This is a genomic window from Arthrobacter oryzae (assembly GCF_037911235.1).
GTDB lineage: Bacteria > Actinomycetota > Actinomycetes > Actinomycetales > Micrococcaceae > Arthrobacter > Arthrobacter oryzae_E.
In genome coordinates this window covers 15,834-35,405 of sequence record NZ_JBBLYW010000023.1, presented here as the reverse complement: position 1 = coordinate 35,405, position 19,572 = coordinate 15,834, and the positions used below count along the sequence as shown (strand labels likewise).

General features: G+C 66.0%; 20 protein-coding genes. 12 read left to right on the top strand and 8 right to left on the bottom strand.

All coding sequences use genetic code 11. The annotated features are described in order from the left end of the window. Positions 1-24: 24 nt before the first annotated feature. From WMN78_RS07560 to WMN78_RS07540, 5 genes are all read right to left on the bottom strand, one after another. The gene (locus WMN78_RS07560; protein ID WP_340533009.1) at positions 25-906 is read right to left on the bottom strand and encodes a 1,4-dihydroxy-2-naphthoate polyprenyltransferase; all 882 of its coding nucleotides are present in this window, start codon (positions 904-906) and stop codon (positions 25-27) included. Between the two features lie 51 nt (positions 907-957). Continuing rightward, positions 958-2,121, bottom strand: a complete 1,164-nt coding sequence (locus WMN78_RS07555) for an AMP-binding protein (protein ID WP_340533007.1) — start codon at positions 2,119-2,121, stop codon at positions 958-960. Between the two features lie 26 nt (positions 2,122-2,147). Then, positions 2,148-3,101, bottom strand: coding sequence for a 1,4-dihydroxy-2-naphthoyl-CoA synthase (locus WMN78_RS07550; protein ID WP_340533005.1), 954 nt, complete (start codon positions 3,099-3,101; stop codon positions 2,148-2,150). Between the two features lie 21 nt (positions 3,102-3,122). After that, positions 3,123-3,563, bottom strand: coding sequence for a VOC family protein (locus WMN78_RS07545; protein WP_305942090.1), 441 nt, complete (start codon positions 3,561-3,563; stop codon positions 3,123-3,125). A 63-nt stretch (positions 3,564-3,626) separates the two neighbouring features. Then, positions 3,627-4,388: a lysostaphin resistance A-like protein gene (locus WMN78_RS07540; protein ID WP_340533002.1), complete on the bottom strand. Its 762-nt coding sequence runs from the start codon at positions 4,386-4,388 to the stop codon at positions 3,627-3,629. Positions 4,389-4,457: 69 nt separating this feature from the next. Between WMN78_RS07540 and WMN78_RS07535 the strand changes: the two genes are divergently transcribed. From WMN78_RS07535 to WMN78_RS07515, 5 genes are all read left to right on the top strand, one after another. Beyond that, positions 4,458-5,438 carry a metal ABC transporter substrate-binding protein gene (locus tag WMN78_RS07535; protein WP_340533001.1) on the top strand — a complete coding sequence of 327 codons (981 nt, stop codon included), beginning with the start codon at positions 4,458-4,460 and terminating at the stop codon, positions 5,436-5,438. Beyond that, positions 5,435-6,223, top strand: coding sequence for a metal ABC transporter ATP-binding protein (locus WMN78_RS07530; protein WP_340532999.1), 789 nt, complete (start codon positions 5,435-5,437; stop codon positions 6,221-6,223). The genes WMN78_RS07535 and WMN78_RS07530 overlap by 4 nt, the downstream gene beginning before the upstream one ends. A 3-nt stretch (positions 6,224-6,226) precedes the next feature. Beyond that, entirely contained in the window at positions 6,227-7,102 is an 876-nt protein-coding gene (locus WMN78_RS07525; protein ID WP_340532997.1) for a metal ABC transporter permease, read from the top strand. A gap of 145 nt (positions 7,103-7,247) precedes the next feature. After that, positions 7,248-9,035 carry a multicopper oxidase gene (locus WMN78_RS07520; protein WP_340532995.1) on the top strand — a complete coding sequence of 596 codons (1,788 nt, stop codon included), beginning with the start codon at positions 7,248-7,250 and terminating at the stop codon, positions 9,033-9,035. A gap of 164 nt (positions 9,036-9,199) precedes the next feature. Then, entirely contained in the window at positions 9,200-9,421 is a 222-nt protein-coding gene (locus WMN78_RS07515; protein WP_340532993.1) for a hypothetical protein, read from the top strand. A gap of 100 nt (positions 9,422-9,521) precedes the next feature. Here WMN78_RS07515 and WMN78_RS07510 read toward each other — a convergent pair whose 3' ends face one another. Then, complete coding sequence (locus WMN78_RS07510; RefSeq protein WP_340532991.1) at positions 9,522-9,938, bottom strand: hypothetical protein; 417 nt, start codon at positions 9,936-9,938, stop codon at positions 9,522-9,524. Between the two features lie 280 nt (positions 9,939-10,218). On the opposite strand from WMN78_RS07510, the gene WMN78_RS07505 reads away from it, so the two are divergent. The 5 genes from WMN78_RS07505 (at position 10,219) to WMN78_RS07485 (ending at position 16,966) form a co-directional block, all read left to right on the top strand. Continuing rightward, positions 10,219-11,898 (top strand): ABC-F family ATP-binding cassette domain-containing protein, encoded by a 1,680-nt coding sequence (locus WMN78_RS07505; protein ID WP_340532990.1) that lies wholly within the window; start codon positions 10,219-10,221, stop codon positions 11,896-11,898. A 190-nt stretch (positions 11,899-12,088) separates the two neighbouring features. Then, positions 12,089-12,436 (top strand): molybdopterin oxidoreductase, encoded by a 348-nt coding sequence (locus WMN78_RS07500; protein WP_340532988.1) that lies wholly within the window; start codon positions 12,089-12,091, stop codon positions 12,434-12,436. Beyond that, positions 12,436-14,985 (top strand): nitrite reductase large subunit NirB, encoded by a 2,550-nt coding sequence (gene nirB, locus WMN78_RS07495; protein WP_340532986.1) that lies wholly within the window; start codon positions 12,436-12,438, stop codon positions 14,983-14,985. Before WMN78_RS07500 ends, nirB begins: the two co-directional genes overlap by 1 nt. Continuing rightward, complete coding sequence (locus tag WMN78_RS07490) at positions 14,982-15,299, top strand: Rieske (2Fe-2S) protein (protein ID WP_340532984.1); 318 nt, start codon at positions 14,982-14,984, stop codon at positions 15,297-15,299. Before nirB ends, WMN78_RS07490 begins: the two co-directional genes overlap by 4 nt. A gap of 206 nt (positions 15,300-15,505) precedes the next feature. Further along, on the top strand, positions 15,506-16,966 hold the full coding sequence (locus WMN78_RS07485) for an amino acid permease (protein WP_340532982.1): 1,461 nt from the start codon (positions 15,506-15,508) through the stop codon (positions 16,964-16,966). A gap of 155 nt (positions 16,967-17,121) precedes the next feature. Here the strand turns inward: WMN78_RS07485 and WMN78_RS07480 are convergent, their stop codons facing one another. Both WMN78_RS07480 and WMN78_RS07475 read right to left on the bottom strand, forming a co-directional pair. After that, positions 17,122-17,844 (bottom strand): dienelactone hydrolase family protein, encoded by a 723-nt coding sequence (locus tag WMN78_RS07480; RefSeq protein WP_340532979.1) that lies wholly within the window; start codon positions 17,842-17,844, stop codon positions 17,122-17,124. A 125-nt stretch (positions 17,845-17,969) separates the two neighbouring features. Next, complete coding sequence (locus WMN78_RS07475) at positions 17,970-18,146, bottom strand: CsbD family protein (protein WP_011693098.1); 177 nt, start codon at positions 18,144-18,146, stop codon at positions 17,970-17,972. Positions 18,147-18,311: 165 nt separating this feature from the next. Here WMN78_RS07475 and WMN78_RS07470 point away from each other — a divergent pair, with 165 nt between their 5' ends. Continuing rightward, positions 18,312-18,785 (top strand): SRPBCC family protein, encoded by a 474-nt coding sequence (locus WMN78_RS07470; RefSeq protein WP_340532977.1) that lies wholly within the window; start codon positions 18,312-18,314, stop codon positions 18,783-18,785. Next, positions 18,785-19,477: a pentapeptide repeat-containing protein gene (locus tag WMN78_RS07465; RefSeq protein ID WP_340532975.1), complete on the top strand. Its 693-nt coding sequence runs from the start codon at positions 18,785-18,787 to the stop codon at positions 19,475-19,477. Before WMN78_RS07470 ends, WMN78_RS07465 begins: the two co-directional genes overlap by 1 nt. Positions 19,478-19,572 lie beyond the last annotated feature (95 nt).

Below are 19,572 nucleotides of genomic sequence, written 5' to 3'. Positions count from 1 at the left end.
CGGCCCTCCGGTTCGGCAGTTCCCCTACAGCCCGTGGCTCAGCACGAGGCCCAGGGAGAACAGCACGCTGTAGCCCAGGTTGATCAGGCCCGTCTGCTTGAGGACGGGGATAAGGCTCTTGCGCTTCCGTCCATTGATCATCAGCCATGACGGCATCAGGCTGGCGGGGATCAGCAGCAGCACAATCAGCATCCACGGACGTCCCGGCGCCAGGATAATCACCAGCAGGATCGCGACGGCGAGCATCAGGACGTAGCTTTCGCGGGCGTGCTTGTCGCCCAGCCGGACGGCCAGGGTTTTCTTGCCCGCCTGGATGTCGGTGGGGATGTCGCGGACGTTGTTTGCCATGAGGAGAGCGCAGGCGATCAGCCCCGTGCCGATTGCACCGATGACGGCGGGCAGGCTGATCTGCCCGGCCTGCGTGTAGGTGGTGCCAAGGGTGGCCACGAGGCCGAAGAACACAAACACGAACACGTCGCCCAGGCCCATGTAGCCATACGGATTCTTCCCGCCGGTGTACCCCCAGGCGGCCAGAACGCAGCCCAGGCCCACCAACACCAGCCACCACGCCTGGGTGATGACTACCAGGATCAGGCCGAACAGCATGGCCAGCCCGAATGCACCGAATGCGGCCCGCTTCACCATCTCCGGCTTGGCGGCGCCGGAGCCCACCAGCCGGAGCGGGCCCACGCGGTCCTCGTCCGTGCCCCGGATGCCGTCCGAGTAGTCGTTGGCGTAGTTCACGCCGACCTGCAGCAGCAGGGCCACCATGGCGGCAAGGACGGCGTTGAGCGGCTTGAAAGCGTCCAGGTCGAAGGCTGCGGCGGTGCCGATCAGGACCGGTGCGATGGCAGCCGGCAGGGTGCGCGGTCGGGCGCCTTGGATCCATTGTGCGGCTGTAGCCACGGTCAGTACTCCGATTGGTTCGTTGTTCGGTTCAGCTTGCGAAGAGCTTCTCTATTTTCCCTGATGCAGGGCGTCCAGCTGAACAGTCATGCCCAGCCGGTCCGGTTTGCCGTTGGGCAGCATCATCAGCTCGTCGGCGGCGAGGACGGTTTTCGGCGCCAGGGCACCCAAAGCATCGTGCCGTCGTGCAGTGAAGCCTGCGATGCCGGCGGGGGAGCTGTCCTCCACGGCAACGTAGGCTGCCACGGCCTGGCCCCATTCCTCGGACGGGACGCCGGCCACAAAGGCCGCCAGCACGCCGTCGAGCTTTTCCAGCTCAGCCTGCACGTGCGTGGCCGAAACCTTCACGCCTCCGGTGATGATGACGTCGTCGGCCCGGCCCAGGACGGTGAGCTTCCCGGTGGCGTCGATGGAGCCGAGGTCGCTGGTGCGGTACCAGCGGACGCCGTCCTCCTCGAAGAAGGCGTCGGCCGTGAGTCCGGGAGCGTCCAGGTAGCCCGCGGCCAGCGTGGATCCGCCCAGCAGGATCCTGCCGTCCCCGTCCACCCTGGCAAGCACGTCCTCGAGCGGGAAGCCATCGTACACGCAGCCGCCGCAGGTTTCCGCGGAGCCGTAGGTGGTGATCACGCGCGCACCGGCGCCGCGGGCCGCGGCCAGCAGTTCGGGCGAGGCGGGGCCGCCGCCGAGCAGGATGCCGTTGAACCGGCGCAGGACGGCCAGCGTTTCGGCCGACGGTGAGTCCAGCAGCCGCTGCAGCTGAGTGGGCACCAGGGACGTGAAGCGGATCTTGTCCGTGAGCTCCAGGGCGGCCGCGGTAAAGGCCTCCGGCGTGAATCCGCCGGACAGGTCCATGGCCCACGGCCGCGTCCCGGCAAAGAGGGAACGGACCAGCACCTGCACGCCGGCCACGTACTGCAGCGGGAGGGCCAGCAGCCACTGGCCCTCGCCCTTGAGCGCGAACGCGGTGGCCACCGAGGAAGCTGCCAGGGCGTCCACCGTGAGGACCGTCGCCTTGGGCGCACCCGTGGAACCCGACGTGCGCACCACCACGGCAGCGTCCTCGAAGCCCGGCGTTTCCACGGCGGAGACCACAACGTTCCCGTCGGGACCGGCGGAAAGTTCGACGGCGGGACCCTCGCCGTGGAGGGCGTCCGCCAGCGCTTTAAGCGCGGGTTCGATGTTCGGGGGCTCAGTGGTGGGGGGCTGGGAAGTCACAGGGCTGCCTTCGGAGTTGGGCGGGCTTAGAAGTAATACGGGAACTGGGACCAGTCGGGGTCGCGCTTCTCCAGGAAGGCTTCCTTGCCTTCCACGGCCTCGTCCGTCATGTACGCCAGCCGGGTGGCCTCGCCGGCGAAGACCTGCTGCCCGGCCAGGCCGTCGTCGGCCAGGTTGAAAGCGAACTTGAGCATGCGGATGGCCTGGGGCGACTGCCTTGCGATGTCCGCCGCGTACTCCAGTGCCACTTCTTCGAGCCGCTCGTGGTCCACGGCCTCGTTCACTGCGCCCACGCGGACCATGTCCTCCGCCGAGTATTCGCGGGCCAGGAAGAAGATCTCACGGGCTGCCTTCTGGCCGATCTGGCGGGCCAGCAGCGCGGAGCCGTACCCGGCGTCGAAACTTCCCACAGTGGCGTCCGTCTGCTTGAACTTGCCGTGCTGGCGCGAGGCGATGGTGAGGTCCGCGACGACGTGCAGCGAGTGCCCGCCGCCGGCGGCCCAGCCGTTCACGACGGCGATGACCACCTTGGGCATGGTGCGCATCAGCCGCTGGACTTCCAGGATGTGCAGCCTGCCGGCGCGGGCGGGGTCGATGGTCTCCTTGGTCTCGCCCTCGGCATAGCGGTAGCCGTCCCTGCCCCGGATCCGCTGGTCCCCGCCCGAGCAGAACGAGTGCCCGCCATCCTTTGGTGAGGGCCCGTTGCCGGTGAGCAGCACGGTGGCCACGTTGGGGGTCATGCGGGCGTGGTCCATGGCGCGGTAGAGCTCGTCCACGGTGCCGGGGCGGAAGGCGTTGCGGACCTCCGGGCGGTTGAAGGCGATGCGGACCGTGGGCAGGTCCCGCAGCACGGCGCCGTCCGCATCACGCTCCACCTGCCGGTGGTACGTCATGTCCTGGAAGTCGTCGAAGCCGGCCACGGTGCGCCACCGGGAGGGGTCAAAGACGTCGGATACCTTGGCTGGGAATACGTTGCTCACAGTCCGAGTCTAGTAATCGCCTCAGCTGATGCAGAACTCGTTGCCCTCCGGGTCCGCCATGGTGTGCCATTCGTGGGGGCCCTGGTTGGCCGTCCACAGGAACGTTGCGCCCCGCGCTTCGAGCTCTTTGCGCACCTGATCCTTGTCCCGGTCGCCAATTCGTACGTCCCAGTGCACCCGGTTCTTGACGGTCTTACCCTCCGGCGCGGTCTGGAACAGCAGCCGCCGCTCCGGCGCCTTGGCATCGATCTCCTCCGCCGGCCGGATTGCTGCGCCGGTGGCCCAGACGAGCTTGCCGTGGTGGGTTTTGGTTTCGGCTTCGGTGGCGTACCCCTGGTCGATCATGGACCTGATGAATCCTTCGTCCTGCGGCTCCACGGCCCAGTCCAAGGTTTCCGCCCACCAGTCGGCGAGTTCGTGCGGGTTCTTGCAGTCGATGACGATCTGAATGTTGAGTCCCATGACCCAAAAGTACGACGGCGGCGTGCGCGGCGGTAGGGGGCCGCGGGCCCGGATGAGGGCTTGTTAGGGCTGGACCTGCTGCAGCTGGTCCATCAGTTCGGGCGGAATGGCGTAGATGAACACCACGGCCAGCAGGTTCTTTGCGGCGTGGACGAAGTAGGAGAACATCAGGTTCTTACCGGTCCACACGTACACGAACACCAGGGTGGCGCCCATGGCGAGGTACGGCATCAGCACGGGCAGGGTCAGGGTTTCCTGGCCCACGATGTGCAGGGCCGCGAACAGCACGGTGGACAGGGCGCAGCACACCCAGATGTTGACCCGCCGGCTCAGCTTGCCGATCAGCAGGTGCCGGAAAATGTACTCCTCCACAAACGGGCCCACGATGACCAGCAGGGGCACGATCAGCCACGGCGGCACCTGCTGGACGAGTGCCTGCACGTTGGCCTGGTTGGCGGAGTTCTGCACGGCTCCGGTGATGGCCACCAGGATGGCCGTCAGGATCAGCATGGCCACCACTGCAACAGGAATCATGATGAGCGTGAACCATGGCCTGGTGGCCAGCACCCGCAGGTCGCGGGAAGCAACGCGGCGGGCGGCAGCGACGGCCAGGATGCCTACGCCGCCGTAGAAGAGCAGGTTGACCGAGTAGACGGCGACGGTGGGGTCCGGGGAGAGCTGCAGCAGCAACGGTTGAAGCAGCGGACCTGCCACGGCAAAGAGTGCCGCGACGGCCACGTAGAGCCCCACGGTGGTGTAATCGAGCGCTGAAAAACGGTAGAGCTCCGGCTGCGGCGCCGGGGAATTGCGGACAGCTGTTCCCATGCCCCCAGCCTAGCGGTGCAATACCGGCGGCGTTGCAGCGGACTGACGGCGCCGGGTAGAATATTCGGTATGCCTAAATTTCTGTTTCGGTGCGCCAAAGTAGTCCGCCGAACCGGGGCCCTTCGCTCTGCCGGAGCCGCCGTCGCCGCCGCTGTCCTCTGCCTGTCACTCACCGCGTGCGGCGGCAGCGCCCCCGGCCAGGGGCCCGGCGATGAAAAGCCCGTGGTGCTGACCACCTTCACCGTGCTGGCCGACGTCGCGCAGAACGTGGCGGGGGACAAACTGCAGGTGGAATCCATCACCAAGGCCGGCGCCGAAATCCACGGCTACGAACCCACGCCGGGGGACATCCGCAAGGCGTCCAAGGCGGACCTGATCCTGGACAACGGACTGAACCTCGAAGCCTGGTTCGCGCAGTTCGTCGAGGGCCTGGACGTGCCGCACGCCGTGGTGAGCGAAGGCGTTCAGGTGATGTCCATCAGCGAGGACTCCTACCAGGGCAAGCCGAACCCGCACGCGTGGATGTCGCCGGTCAACGTGCAGATCTACGTGGACAACATGGTGAAGGCGTTCTCGGAGCTCGATCCGGGCAATGCCTCAACCTTCGAGGCAAACGGTGCGGCCTACAAGGCCAAGCTGCAGGCCGTGAAGGACGAGATGGTGCAGAAGCTCGCAACCGTCCCTGAGGCGCAGCGTGCCTTGGTGACCTGCGAAGGTGCCTTCTCCTACCTGGCGCGCGACGCAGGCCTCCGCGAGGTCTACATCTGGGCCGTCAACGCCGAGCAGCAGGCCACACCCCAGCAGATCGCCCGGGCCATCGAATTCGTCAAGGCCAACAAGGTCCCGGCCGTCTTCTGCGAGTCCACGGTGTCCGATGCCCCCATGCGCCAGGTGGTGGGAGCCACGGGCGCGGAATTCGGCGGGGTGCTGTACGTGGATTCCCTGTCCGAGTCGGACGGCCCCGTGCCCACGTACCTGGACCTGATCCGGCACGACTCCAAGGTCATCACCGAGGCACTGGTTAGTGTCCCGGCGGGGGCAGGATCGTGAGCAGCCCGGCCATCCTCGTCGAAAACGTCACCGTCCACTACGGCGAAGTGATGGCGCTGGATGCCGCGTCGCTGACCCTGGATGCGGCCCGGATCTGCGGCCTGATCGGCATGAACGGCTCCGGCAAGTCCACGCTGTTCAAGGTGATCATGGGAATGATCAAGCCCGACGCCGGCCGCGTCCTCATCAACGGAGCGTCACCTGCCAAGGCCCGCAAGGAAGGGGGAATCGGCTACGTCCCGCAAAGCGAAGACGTGGACTGGCAGTTCCCGCTGTCCGTCCGCGACGTGGTGATGATGGGCCGCTACGGGCACCAGGGCTTCACCCGCCGCCCCTCGAAGGCCGACCGTGAGGCGGTCGACCTCGCGCTGGACCGGGTGGAACTGTCCGAGTTCGCGAACCGGCAGATCGGCCAGCTGTCCGGCGGCCAGAAGAAGCGCGCGTTCGTGGCGCGCGGCATTGCCCAGGGTGCCACCATGATGCTCCTGGACGAGCCGTTCGCCGGCGTGGACAAGCGCTCCGAAGCCACCATCACGCGCCTGCTGCGTGAACTCGCCTCGGACGGCTGCACCATCCTCATCTCCACCCACGACCTCCACGCCCTGCCCCAGCTGTGCGACGAAGCCGTGCTGCTGATGCGCAAGGTCCTCATGCACGGCCCGCCCGACCTGGTCCTGCAGCCCGAGCACCTGGCCAAGGCCTTCGGCCTGGACGTCCTGAACCGAGAGCTGCCGGGCCGTGAGCTGCCGGAGAAGGAAATTTCCAAGCAACAGGGCAGGAGCTAGGCCATGGATCTCGTTGACCTCCTGCTGGAGCCCCTGAGCTACGACTTCATGGTGCGCGCCATCATCACTACAGCGCTCGCCGCCGTCGTCTGCGCCGTACTGAGCTGCTGGCTGGTGCTGATCGGCTGGTCGCTCATGGGCGACGCCGTCTCCCACGCCGTGCTGCCCGGCGTCGTGCTGGCCTACATCGTGGGGGCGCCGTTCGCCCTCGGGGCGCTGGTCTTCGCGCTGATCGCCGTCACCCTCATCGGGGTGGTCCGGAACACCAGCCGGGTGAAGGAGGACGCGGCGATCGGCATCGTGTTCAGCTCGCTGTTCGCCCTGGGCCTGGTGCTCATCTCGGTCACGCCGAGCCAGACCGACCTCAACCACATCATCTTCGGCAACCTGCTGGGCGTCAGCATTCCGGACCTCATCCAGGTGCTGGTGCTGGGTGTGGTGGCTTTTGCCATCCTCATCCTCAAGCGCCGGGACCTCACGCTGTACGCCTTCGACCCCACGCACGCGCACGCCATCGGCCTGTCCCCGAAGCGGCTCGGTGCCCTGCTCCTGGGCCTCCTCGCCCTGACCTCCGTAGTGGCGCTCCAGACCGTGGGCGTGGTTCTGGTGGTGGCCATGCTGATCATCCCCGGAGCGACCGCCTACCTGCTGACGGACCGGTTCTCCCGCATGCTGGTGATCGCCCCGGTCATTTCGGCGGCGTGCTCCATCGCGGGCATCTACCTCAGCTACTACCTGGACACCGCCTCCGGCGCCATGGTGGTTCTCACGCAGGGTGTGGTGTTCGCCGCCGTCTACCTCTTCAGCCCGCGGCAGGGCCTGATCGGCACCCGGCTGGCGAAGGCCCGCCGCAGGAAAGCGGTGGCACTCGCCGTCTGAGGCTGCTCTCCGCAGTTCGTCACCTTCCTGGCCAGCCGGCGGTGGGAACAGGTTCGGCAGGGCCTAACGGCCCTGCCCGACGCAAGGGGTATGGCCGTACCGTTGGCCTCGGGAGCGCGCATTCACCGGGAGAAATGAGTGCGCCATGCCTTTTACCAGACGACAACTGTTGCAGGCCGGAGTTGCAGCCGGGGCGGGTATCCTGGTCAACCCCTATCCTGCTGCGGCCGCCCGGTCATTCGCCCCGAAGCCCGGTTCACTAGCGGTGTTCTCCGAGCAGCTGCCGACGTTGGCGGATCTCGGGGTTATCGACATGAGGGCAGGTGGCAGCGCCGGATTGTGGATGCGCAATGCCCGTCACAGGTTCCACAGCCAGATGGACCTGACAGACACCTTCGCATATCAGGGCGCCAATGCGTCCCCCACCTACCTGGGGCCGGTCATCATCGCCGAAAAAGGGACTCCTTTCACGCTCACGGTTCACAATGAGCTGGGGCGGCATCCGCTGGCGTCCGCCATTGACAACGAACTGGTCCCGGCCGGAACAAACGATGCAGACTCGCCAAGGACCTCAACGCACCTCCATGGTGGCAACACCAGGGCGGGCTCGGACGGGGGACCCGAACAGGTCTTCTCGCCGGGCGGGTCTTACACGTACAGCTATGACAACAACCAGGATGCGGCCGGCCTCTGGTACCACGACCACGCCTTGGGCATCACCCGCCTCAATGTCTATGCGGGATTGGCCGGGGGCTACCTGGTGCGGGACACCCAGGGACCCGGCGGGACAGGCATTGACACCGGCGATGGAACGCACCTCCCGCCGCCTCCGTACGAGGTGCCGCTGGTCATCCAGGACCGCATGTTCAATCCGGACGGAACCTTCGCCTATCCGCCGAATCCGGACCTTCTGTTGAGCGACGGCACACCCCGGCCCTGGGCACCGGAATTCTTTGGCGACATCGCCACCGTTAATGGGAAATGCTGGCCGAACCTGGATGTGGCTCGGGGCAAATACCGCTTCCGCGTCTTCAACGGCTCTAACGCGAGGTTCTACAATTTCAAGTTTGTGGCCGGCGAAACGGCAATAACGTTCGCACAGATAGGTTCGGACGGCGGACTGCTCAACGCCCCGGTCAGGCTCAACAAACTGGTTCTTGGCCCGGGCGAGCGGGCCGACGTCGTGGTGGACTTCGCCGCGCTCCCGGCCGGGTCCAAGGTGCTGCTGGCAAATAACGCCCCTACGCCGTTTCCCGACGGTCCGGTTGCCCTGCAGCGAGGTGCTGTCCCTCTTCGCGAGATCATGCAGTTCACCGTACAAAGCAACACCGGATACACCACGCCTCTGCCGGCACAGCTCCGCACGCAGCCAATCACCAGCCTTGCCGGACGGGCCACAGCGGCCACCCGGCGCATGACTCTTGTGGAAGTCCTCAACGCGGCGGGAGTGCCGGTCATGGCCCTCCTCAACAACCGGAACTTCCACAGCCCCGACGTCACGGTGGTCCAGGGCGACACTCTCGAAGAGTGGGAGTTCATTAACACAACGGTGGACGCTCACCCGATCCATCTTCATTTCACCCAGTTCCAGGTCCTCAACCGCCAGCGCTTTGACGGCGACAGATACCTGGCTGCCACCGGCTACATGGACCCCGCCACCGGACTGGTGACGTCCGGCCTCGGCAGCTCCGTGCCCGTCACGCCTTTCCTGATCGGCCGCCCCACGCCCGCCCCCGCGAATGAGCAGGGCTGGAAGGACACCGTGGTGTCGATGCCCGGTGAAGTGACAAGAATTCGCGTTCCCTTCGGTGCAGCGGCTGCCGGCGGAGCTCCTCTGGCCATCGGATCCTCTTTCAAGGGCGAATATGTCTGGCACTGCCACATCCTCGAACACGAAGACAACGACATGATGCAGCGGTACCTCATCGAGTAGCCGGCGCCCGGTTTCTCCTTTGCTCCCGGTGCACAACCTCGGAGGCCTTGCCTTACTCCCCGGCCAGGCGTAGCTTGATCCAGCAATACCACCGGAAAACTCCGTGGCCAGTCATGTTGATTGCCGTTTAACCCACATTCAGCAGGAAGAAAGCATCGATCCAGATGAACATGAACATCAAGGACCAGTGGGACCGCCTCGACCAGACCACGCAGAAGTGGCTCATCGACAATCCGGGGTGTCGGATACTTCCCCGGACCGTCACGACGATCATCGCCAAAGCAACCGGGGAAGATCCGGGCAGCGGGCAGCATGGCGAGATGCTCTTATCGCAGGAGGATCAGGAGTTCATCCGCTCGAAGGCGAACGAAAAGCTCAATGCCTGACCGGGGCGCTTAGAGCTTGGGTCCTTCTGGCGGCAGGTCCATTTGTCGAGCCGTTGGCCGACGGCGCAGGCGCTGCAGGCCGGGTGATGATCCGGTCAAATCAGCCGAAAGTCCCCCGCCCATGGGCCCTGATGGCGCCGATCACCGGCGCTGACCCCTGAGTGCGGTAAACATCGATTGGCCTGGAGCCGAGCTGCACGTTGGGGCTGCACATCCAGTGCATGGCCTGGGCAGGCGTAAAAGCACAGTGGAGATGCCCCACAAGGGCATCCAGGTCCGCAAGCTGGAGTCGTCCGCCCGCATCCGGCGCATCCTGGCCCAGAGCCCAACGACCCAGAAGTTGCACACTGACGCCCAGCAGAGGTGCCGCCGCATCCGCACCCAGTGAGTCGATTAGCCGCGTGGCTATTTCCTTCGGGCTATAACCGGGGGCATCCCTCAGCTCCGCTAGACTCGCGAAAACGGTGGTGGCAGACAACGCCGGTTCTTCAGCGCTCGTCTCCTGCAACTGTTCCATGACGCAATGCTATTCGCGGGCCTCCCCCTGGGAGTAGGGGCACAAGACCTCCCGAGCGCCGGGCCCGGTTGAGGGAGGCAGCGTCCGACGGCGGGACACCGCTTCGGCGGGAACGCCCGCCGGGAACGCCCGCCGGGAACGCCCGCCGGGAACGCCCGCCGGGAACGCCCGCCGGGACTGTACGACGGCGGCGCTTGACGCCAGGGGTCCGGCCGGGCAGGCTGGAGCGATGAAGTCCTAACCAGCAGCGCCCATACTTCGGACCCCGTTAGGACTTACCTTGACTGAACACCTTTCCCTGACCGGCGTCACCCATGGCTACGGTGACCGGCGCCTCTTCACTGCTGTGGACCTCGTCATCGGTGCCGGTGAACATGTGGCCGTCGTCGGCGAAAACGGGGCCGGAAAGTCAACCTTGCTCCGGATCCTCGCCGGGCTCGAGAACCCCGACGAGGGCACCGCCGCGCGCTACGGGCGCGTCGGCTACCTGGCGCAGACCACGGGCCTGCCGGCGTCGTTCACGGTGGGCAACGCCATCGATGACGCCCTGGCATCACTCCGCGAGCTCGAGGCCGAGCTGGACTCTTTGGAAGCCGGCCTGGCCGACGCCGACGGGGAACAGCTGGAGCGCTACGGCAACCTTCAGACGCAGTACCAGCTGAGGGAAGGCTACGCCGCGGAGTCGCGCGTGGAGGCGGCGCTGGACCGACTGGGCCTGGGCGGACTGGACCGGCGGCGGACGCTGGGGTCGCTCTCGGGCGGGGAACAGCACCGGGTGGCGCTGGCCTGCGTGCTGGCTGATCCCGCGGACGTCCTCCTGCTGGATGAACCCACCAACCATCTGGACGCCAGCGGAACGGCCTGGCTTGAGGTGCGGCTGGCCGCCCACCGGGGGACCGTCGTCGTGGTTTCCCATGACCGGGCGCTGCTGCGCAAAGTGGCCGTTTCCGTCATCGAAGTGGACGCCGAACGGTGCGCCGTCAACCGCTACGGCAACGGCTACGAAGGGTACCTGCGGGAGAAAGCGGCCGAGCGTGAACGCTGGGTGCAGCAATACCGCGGCTGGCTGGACGCGGTGGCGGCCGAACGGCTGCAGGCGGACACCGTGGCCGGAAAGATGGGCTACGCCCGGAGGCGCGACGGCGACAAGATGGGCTTCGACTTCAAGGCCGGCACCTGGCAGCAGGCTGCCAGCAGCAAGGTCCGCAACGCCCAGGAACGCCTTCGCCGGCTCGAAGCCAATCCCGTGGACCGTCCGCCGGTCCCCTTGAAACTGGCGGTGGACCTGCAGGGCACAGAGTCGTCCGGCCCTGCCGGGGGCGAGTCCGGTGGCGCCGCCGGACCTGCCCTGGAAGCCCGCGGCGTGGAGGTTCATGGCCGGCTGGAACGCACTGATTTCCGGGTGGAGGCCGGCCAGAAGATCCTGATCACGGGGCCCAACGGCGCCGGTAAATCCACGCTGCTGTCCGTCCTCGCGGGCACACTGGAACCGGACGCGGGCACGGTGGCGCGGCACGGCCGGATCGGTTATCTGCAGCAGGAACTGGAACCGCCAAGCCGCCCGGGGCAGCGGCTTCTGCCCGCTTTCGTCGCCGGCCTGGGCGGAAACATCGACGAGCATGCCGAGGCCCTGCTGCGGCTGGGCCTCTTCCGGACCACAGAATTCCACGTCCCCGTGGGCAGCCTGTCCGCCGGTCAGCAGCGCAGGCTCGCCCTCGCCCGGCTCCTGCTGGGCGGCTTCGCGACGATGCTCGTGGACGAACCCACCAACCACCTGGCACCCGTGCTGGTGGAACAGCTGGAAGCGGCCCTTTCGGAATTCGGCGGAACGCTGATCATGGTCAGCCACGACCGCGCGCTGGGGGAGTGGTTCAGCAAGTGCGCCGCGCGGGAAGGCGGCGCCGGGACCTCCGGCGGGAGCTGGCTGCGGTACACCATGCGGGACGGCGCGCTGGTTTAACTCCGGGCCTATAGCGGGCGCGGAAGCGGCCCGGAAACGGTGAGGTTTGCGTTAAAGGATCGTTACTCCGCGCGCGCCGGGCCGAAACAACGGCGGAGCAGGATGGAAGGGAGTCAGTGATTCCCACGCTCAAGTAGCACCCGCGCGCACCGCTGCGGGGCCTACCCGGCCGGCCGAAAGGATCCCTCCCGTGATCACCAAGAACCTCTTCCTGCAGGGCGTCTTCCCCTTCGAGGGAGCCGGGCTTGAAAAGCCCGTTCCCATCCACCGGGAGCTTGCACACTTCGTTCCGGACGGAACCATCAACCAGACCCTTTACTTCCGGGGCGGGAACTCCAGTTCCGAACTGATCACCGCGGTCCTGATGCGCGACGGCGTGCCCATGCGGTATTTCCCCATCGGGGCAAAGAGCGACGTCCACGTGCCGTTGCGGGTGGTGGAGGACATCGAAGGCGGCTCGGTGATTGAGGTGTTCCTCCTGGCGGCCGACGGCGTGACGGGTTACGTGGTTATCGACCTGGGCATGGTGGAACACTGATGACCGCTGTCACAGACAAGCACAAGGTGCCCGGGCCTGTTTCCCTCGCGAAGGGCAAGCGGCCGCCGGGAAAGCCGGACGCCCGCCGTCGGCTGGTGGTGATAGGCAACGGCATGGCCGGTGCCCGTGCCGTGGAGGAGATCCTGGCCCGCGGCGGCGCTGAGCAGTTCACCATCACAATGTTCGGCGACGAGCCGTACGGCAACTACAACCGGATCATGCTCAGCCACGTCCTCTCCGGCGAGGAAAGCGACGCGGACATCTTCCTGAACTCCCTGCACTGGTACCAGGACAACAACATCACCCTGCACGCCGGCGTCCGGGTGGAACGGATCGACCGTTTCACCAAGTACGTGTTCGCCAACAACGGCCACGTGGTCCCGTACGACGTGCTGATCATCGCCACCGGCAGCCAGTCGTTCATGCCGCCGATGGACGGCCTCTACACGCCCAGCGGCTCGATCAAACCCGGCGTGTTCACGTTCCGCACCATTGACGACACCCGGAACATGGTCCGGCACGCGCAGCACGATCACCACCACACGGCCGTGGTGATCGGCGGCGGCCTGCTGGGGCTGGAAGCGGCGCGCGGGCTCCAAAGCCATGGCATCGACGTCGACGTGGTCCACTCCGGCGGGCACCTGATGAACGCCCAGATGGGGCCCGACGGCGGAGCCATCCTCCGCCGCAGCGTCGAGGCCCTGGGCATCCGGGTGCATACCGGCAGCCGCACCACCGCGGTCCTGGGGACGGACAGGGTCACCGGCGTCCGGCTGCGGGACCAGCCTGACATCGGTTGCGACATGGTGGTGGTGGCCGCGGGAATCCGCCCCAACGTGGACCTCGCCGTGCTGAGCGGCCTGCACGTGGAGCGGGCCATTGTGGTGGATGACCAGCTGCGGGTGGTGGACGAGGACAGCATCTATGCGGTGGGTGAATGCGTCCAGCACCGCGGCGAGGTGTACGGCCTGGTGGCTCCGCTCTGGGAACAGGCCGTGGTCCTCGCCGACCACGTCACCGGAACAGACACGTCCTCGGCCTACCTGGGCTCCCGGACCGCCACGAAACTCAAGGTTGCCGGCGTCGAGGTCGCCTCCATGGGACTGCAGGGCCCGGAACGGGACACGGACGAGCACATCGTGTTCTCCGAACCCAGCCGCGGGGTGTTCAAGTCCATCGTTATCCGCGACAACAAGATGGTGGGCGCCACCCTCCTCGGTGACAGCCGCAAGGTGGCCTACCTGACGCAGGCCTTCGACAAGGGCCTGCCGCTGCCGGAGGAGCGGATCTCGCTCATGTTTGATCTGGGCGGCCCCGCGGCGGAAGAGGGCGTGGCCGAGCTCAACGACGACGCCCAGGTCTGCAACTGCAACGGCGTGAGTAAGAAATCCCTGGTGGACGTGGTCAAGGGCGGGTGCAACACCGTGGCCGGAGCCATGGACGCCACCCGGGCTGGCAAGGGCTGCGGTTCCTGCAAGCTGCTGGTGAAGCAGGTGGTGGAATGGGCGGCGGACGGTTCGGTGGAGGAAGACCCGGCTGCCAGCTACTACGTCCCGGGCATTCCGCTGGACAAGCCCTCGCTGATGGCTGCCATCCGCACGCGGGGACTCCGTTCGGTATCCTCGGTGTTCGCTGCGCTTGCACCGGGCAGCGTGGAGGACGCGAAGTCCAAAATGGGCCTTGCCTCACTGATGAAGATGATGCTCTCGGACCAGTACATCGATGAGCGGGACGCCCGGTTCATCAACGACCGCGTCCACGCCAACATCCAGCGGGACGGCACGTTCTCCGTGGTGCCCCAGATGAAGGGCGGCGTGACGTCGGTGCAGCAGCTGCGCCGGATTGCCGACGTCGCCGAAAAACACAACATCCCCCTGATCAAGCTGACGGGCGGGCAGCGCATCGACCTGCTGGGCGTGCCCAAGGAGGATCTGCCGCAGGTCTGGGCGGACTTGGACATGCCCTCCGGCTACGCGTACGGGAAGAGCTTCCGCACCGTCAAGACCTGCGTGGGCAAGGACTTTTGCCGCTACGGCACCGGCGATTCCACCAAACTGGGGATCGAGATCGAGTCGCGGTTCCAGGGCATCGAGGCGCCGGCCAAGCTGAAGCTGGCCGTCTCGGGCTGCCCGCGGAACTGCGCCGAGTCGCTGGTCAAGGACGTGGGGGTTGTTGCCGTGGAAGGCGGCCGCTGGGAGATCTATGTCGGGGGAGCGGCCGGCGCCCACATCCGCAAGGGCGACCTGCTGGCCACGGTCGATGACCCCGAAGAGGTCAAGGTGCTGACGGGCCGGTTCATGCAGTACTACCGGGAGAACGCCAACTGGCTGGAGCGCACCTACTCGTTCGTGCCGCGGGTGGGCATCGACCACATCCGTGCCGTGGTGGTGGACGATGCGAAGGGCCTCGCGGCCGGGCTGGACGCCGCGATGCAGGCTTCCGTGGACAGCTACGTGGATCCCTGGACCGAGCGGGACGATCCGCTCACGCCGGGCCAGTTCCGCACCTCGCTGCCGCTCACGGTCCTTCCCCAGGTGCCGGTCCGATGAGTGCCGGTTACAACCTCGGCCCCGTCGAACAGGTGCCGTTCGGGGAAGGGCGGGCGTTCGGCGTCGACGGTGAACAGGTGGCGGTCTTCCGGCTCCGCGACGGCAGCCTGCGGGCGCTCTCCGCCGTCTGCCCCCACAAAGGCGGCCCGATAGCGGACGGCACCATCGACCAGAGCGTGGTTATGTGCCCCCTGCACCAGAACGCCTTCAAGCTGGACACCGGATGTTCCACCACCGGAGCCGAACCCCTGACCAGCTACGACGTCCAAATGGATAACCAGCGGAATATTATTCTGTGGACCGCTGCCAGGTAGAAATTTAGTTCGCCATAAATCGCCAGGGCTGTTGTCTGCGTCACTGACGGTTCCACTGGGCTTGTAAACTGGGGAGGCCGCGCGAACTTCGACGCCCTGTGAGTTTTTGTCCAGATAATTGCCCCAAACAGGGGATAAACCCGAATTATCTGGACAAAAACTCTGCGTTCCTGAGCCGGCCATCCCCCGACCCACAAGGAACAGTTGTGCCACAAAGTACCCCCACAGAACTCGTGAGCCCGCCGGCGCAATCCGCCGTCGTCGACTCCACCCTCAGCGCCGAGGGCTACAAGAAGTCCCTCAGCGGCCGCCAGGTCACCATGATCGCCATGGGCGGCGCCATCGGCGTCGGCCTCTTCATGGGTGCCGGCGGACGCCTGGCCTCCACGGGCCCCGCGCTGATCTTCTCCTACGCCATTGCCGGCGTCATCGCCTACCTGCTGATGCGCGCCCTGGGCGAACTCATCATGTACCGCCAGACGTCGGGCTCCTTCGTCAGCTACGCCGGCGAAATGTTCGGCAAGAAGGGCGCGTACCTGTCCGGTTGGATGTACTTCATCAACTGGGCCATGACCGGCATCGCCGAGCTCATCGCGATCGGGCTGTATTTCCAGTTCTTCTTCCCCAACGTGCCCGTTGAACTGTCCGCCATTGCAGCGCTGCTGCTGCTCGTGGGCGTCAACCTCCTGAGCGTCAAGGCGTTCGGCGAATTCGAATTCTGGGCTTCCTGCCTCAAGGTGGGCGCCATCGTGATCTTCCTGGCCGTGGGCACCTTCATGGTGGTCACCAACGCCCAGGTGGGCGACGGCAACGCCTCGGTCAATAACCTCTTCGCAGCCGAAGGCGGCATGTTCCCCAAGGGCGCGCTGGTGATGATCCTCGTTCTGAACGCCGTGATCTTCGCCTACAACGGCATTGAGCTCGTGGGCATCACGGCCGGTGAAATGCAGGACCCTGCCAAGGAAGTGCCCAAGGCCATCCGCGCCGTCGTCTTCCGCATCGTGGTGTTCTACGTCGGTTCCGTGACCCTCCTGGCCATGCTGCTGCCCTCGGACCAGTACGTGGCCGGCACCTCGCCGTTCGTCACCGTGTTCGGCCAGATGGGCCTCGGCTGGATGGGCGACGTCATGAACATGATCGTCATCACCGCCGCCCTGTCCTCCTGCAACTCGGGCCTGTACTCGATCGGCCGGATCTTCCGCACCATGGCCAACAACGGACACGCTCCGGAGTGGCTGACCCGGATGTCCAAGAGCCACGTGCCGTACGCCGCCATCCTGGCCATCGGCGCCGTCTACCTGGTGGGCATCCTGCTGAACATCTGGCTGGGCGGTTCCCACGCCTTCGACCTCGCACTCAACTCCGCGTCGATCGGCGTGATCTTCACGTGGGGCGCCATCTTCGCCAGCCAGATCGCGCTGCGCAAGAAGAAGGGCAAGGTCTCCTCGCTGCCCGCGCCCGGCGGAACCTGGAGCAGCTGGGCCGGCCTGGTTGCCCTGCTGGCCATCACGGTGCTGATCGGCTTCGACACCATGACCAGCAAGACCGGCGAGGTCTTCCACCTCGGCCTGTGGACGCTCGCCACCATCCCGTTCTTCGCCCTGGTGCTGTGGCTCGGCTGGCAGAAGGTCAGGAACAACGAACCGAAGAGCGAGCTCTTCAGCTAGTCGCTTTCGGTAAATTACGACGGCGGCAAGTACGACGACGGCGGCGGTCACCTTCACGAGGTGGCCGCCGCCGTCGTTCTTCCCCTGGGGAGCGCGAGCGGACACTTGTGGCCCCCCTTTGCGTAGGGCCTCAACTGTCCGTTCGCGTTTCTGGGCTAATCCCGCAGGTGGCGGGCGAAATGGTCTTCGATCCGCTGCCAGGCTTCCGCCGCTGCGTCCGGGTTCGGCTTGATGCCCATCACGCGAAAGAGCGGGCGAAGCGCACGCGGGCCTTCCTCGGCGTCGTTCATGAAGGCGTGGCCGGCGCCATCGAACTCCTTGATGTCGTGCTCGATGCCCAGCGTGTCCAGCGCGGTTTCCAGTTTCGCTGCGGCCCCTGGCAGGGTGCGGTCCGCCTTGCCGAAGTTGCCCACCACGGGACACGCGCCCAGCAGGGATTCCTCCGGATTTTTTGGCAGCCTGCCGTAGTTGACGGCGGCCGCGTCGAAGCCGTCCTTGGCCACGAGCAGCGCAAAGCCGCCTCCCATGCAGAACCCGATCACCCCGACTCTGCCGGTGGTGCGCCCTGACTGCTCCAGCCAGGCCTGCGCCGTTTTCAGGTCTGTGAAGGCCTTGCCGGAGCCGGAGAGCATCGATCTCATGGTGGAGACCAGGCAGCGGCGCGGTCCGCCGTCGCTGAAGAGGTCCACGGCCAGGGTCAGATAGCCGGCCGCCGCCAGCCGGTCCGCCTGGCGCCGCGCAATGTCGTTGAGGCCGAACGCTTCGTGGATCATCAGGACTGCCGGGAACGGCCCCGTTCCTTCAGGTTCCGCCAGGTAGCCGCGGAGGTTCCGGGAGCCCGCAGAAGTGCCGGGTCCGCTGAGATCAATGGTTGTCATGGCGCGGACTTTCCCGTCGTCGGATGCTGTCTTCCCGAGAATCTCACAGAAACGGCGGGCATCCCCCATAAGGAATGCCCGCCGTGTTTTCCAGGGCAACGGCCGTGGCCGCCGCCTAGGGTGCTTTAGTCTCTTTTGAACTCGTCCTTCACGTTTTCGCCAACTTTCTTGGCGTCAGCAACAACCTGGTCCTTCTGACCCTCTGCGCGCAGACGGTCATTGTCCGTGGCGTTGCCGGCCGCTTCCTTGGCCTTGCCGCCGAGGTGCTCTGCTTCGTTCTGGATTTTGTCGCCGATTCCCATGGTGTATTCCACCTCTCGTTGCCGGTAAAAACTAAGCAATTTCACCATAACACAAAGCATGCTTACTAAATCTTGCAGCGGATGCGCCACTTTGCCGCGCCGAAGCGGCGCGATCAACTGCGGTTGCATGCGTGGTTGTCGGCGCCGCCCGATAGGCTCGGGAGCATGGAACACCAGACCACCCTCACGCGCCACATCAATGCCAGCCCGGACAAGGTCTGGGCCGTGATCTCGGACATTCCGGGCTCGGCCGCCACCCTCTCCGGTGTCGAATCCATCCAGATGCTCAGTGAGGGCGGATACGGGGAAGGCACGCGCTGGAAGGAAACCCGCACCATGATGGGCCGGGCTGAAACCGTGGAAATGTGGGTGTCCCAGGCCGAGCCGCCGTCGGCAGGCCGGGCCGGAAGCACCACGGTCAAGGCGCTACAGGGCGGCGCGGACTACACCACGCGGTTCGTCCTCGCCGAACGCGATCGCGGGACGGACCTCGCGCTGACCTTCGGTGCCGAAATGGTCAAGCCGACTCTCCTGGGCAAGGTCATGATGGCGCTCTTCGGCCGGCTCGGCATGCGCATCACCAGGAAGGCGCTGGCCAGGGATGTTGCCGAAATAGCGGCCAAGGCCGAGTCCCTCTGATGGCAGGCAGGCCGGCCGCGGGACGGACAGCCGCAGGGAAGACTCCCAAGGTGACAGCCCCCAGGCTTTCACCGGTCAGGCTTGGGGAACTCCGCGATGAGCCGTCCCCGGACTTCCAGCGGGGCGAACGGTACGACGGCGTGAGGTTCAGCCGGGTTGACGCCGACGGTTTGGAGCTGAGCGGCACGGACTTTGCCGAGTGTGAATTCGACGGGGTCTCCTTCAATGAAACCCAGCTCCGCGGTGCCACGTTCCGGGACTGCATCCTGGCCGAGGTCTACGCCCCGGTGTTCACGGCGGCGCGGGCCACGCTGCGGGATGTGGAGATCGGCAATCCCCGGTGGGGTTCCGCGGAGCTGTATGAGAGCGGCTGGACCTCGGTGCGGATCGACGGCGGCAAGCTGGACTACGTGAACCTGCGCGGATCCCGGCTGACGGACGTACAGATCAGCAACTGCATCATCAGCGAGCTGGACCTCGGCTCGGTAACGGGCACCCGGGTGGCGCTGAAGAACTGCACCATCGGCACCCTGGATCTTGCCGGCGCCAAACTCAAGGACTTCGACCTGCGGACCACAGACTTCCGCTCCATCAGCGGTCTCGAGAGCCTGTCCGGCGTGGTGATCGACGACTACCAGCTGAGCCTGCTGGCCCCGCTGCTGGCCGCCCATCTCGGCGTCACTGTTCTCTAGGTACCGTGCACTCGGTTGACCCCTTGCGGCCGCCGTGTAATCTTTATAGAACGAACGGTCGGTAAATTAGCGCTTGTGATTCAAACGCTGTTTGG

Coding starts and splice junctions, on each gene's coding strand:
- WMN78_RS07545 (WP_305942090.1), bottom strand. CDS start 3,563: ATGGGACTCAACATTCAGATCGTCATCGACTGCAAGAACCCGCACGAA.
- WMN78_RS07540 (WP_340533002.1), bottom strand. CDS start 4,388: ATGGGAACAGCTGTCCGCAATTCCCCGGCGCCGCAGCCGGAGCTCTAC.
- WMN78_RS07535 (WP_340533001.1), top strand. CDS start 4,458: ATGCCTAAATTTCTGTTTCGGTGCGCCAAAGTAGTCCGCCGAACCGGG.
- WMN78_RS07525 (WP_340532997.1), top strand. CDS start 6,227: ATGGATCTCGTTGACCTCCTGCTGGAGCCCCTGAGCTACGACTTCATG.
- WMN78_RS07520 (WP_340532995.1), top strand. CDS start 7,248: ATGCCTTTTACCAGACGACAACTGTTGCAGGCCGGAGTTGCAGCCGGG.
- WMN78_RS07515 (WP_340532993.1), top strand. CDS start 9,200: ATGAACATGAACATCAAGGACCAGTGGGACCGCCTCGACCAGACCACG.
- WMN78_RS07510 (WP_340532991.1), bottom strand. CDS start 9,938: ATGGAACAGTTGCAGGAGACGAGCGCTGAAGAACCGGCGTTGTCTGCC.
- nirB (WP_340532986.1), top strand. CDS start 12,436: ATGACCGCTGTCACAGACAAGCACAAGGTGCCCGGGCCTGTTTCCCTC.
- WMN78_RS07490 (WP_340532984.1), top strand. CDS start 14,982: ATGAGTGCCGGTTACAACCTCGGCCCCGTCGAACAGGTGCCGTTCGGG.
- WMN78_RS07480 (WP_340532979.1), bottom strand. CDS start 17,844: ATGACAACCATTGATCTCAGCGGACCCGGCACTTCTGCGGGCTCCCGG.
- WMN78_RS07475 (WP_011693098.1), bottom strand. CDS start 18,146: ATGGGAATCGGCGACAAAATCCAGAACGAAGCAGAGCACCTCGGCGGC.
- WMN78_RS07470 (WP_340532977.1), top strand. CDS start 18,312: ATGGAACACCAGACCACCCTCACGCGCCACATCAATGCCAGCCCGGAC.
- WMN78_RS07465 (WP_340532975.1), top strand. CDS start 18,785: ATGGCAGGCAGGCCGGCCGCGGGACGGACAGCCGCAGGGAAGACTCCC.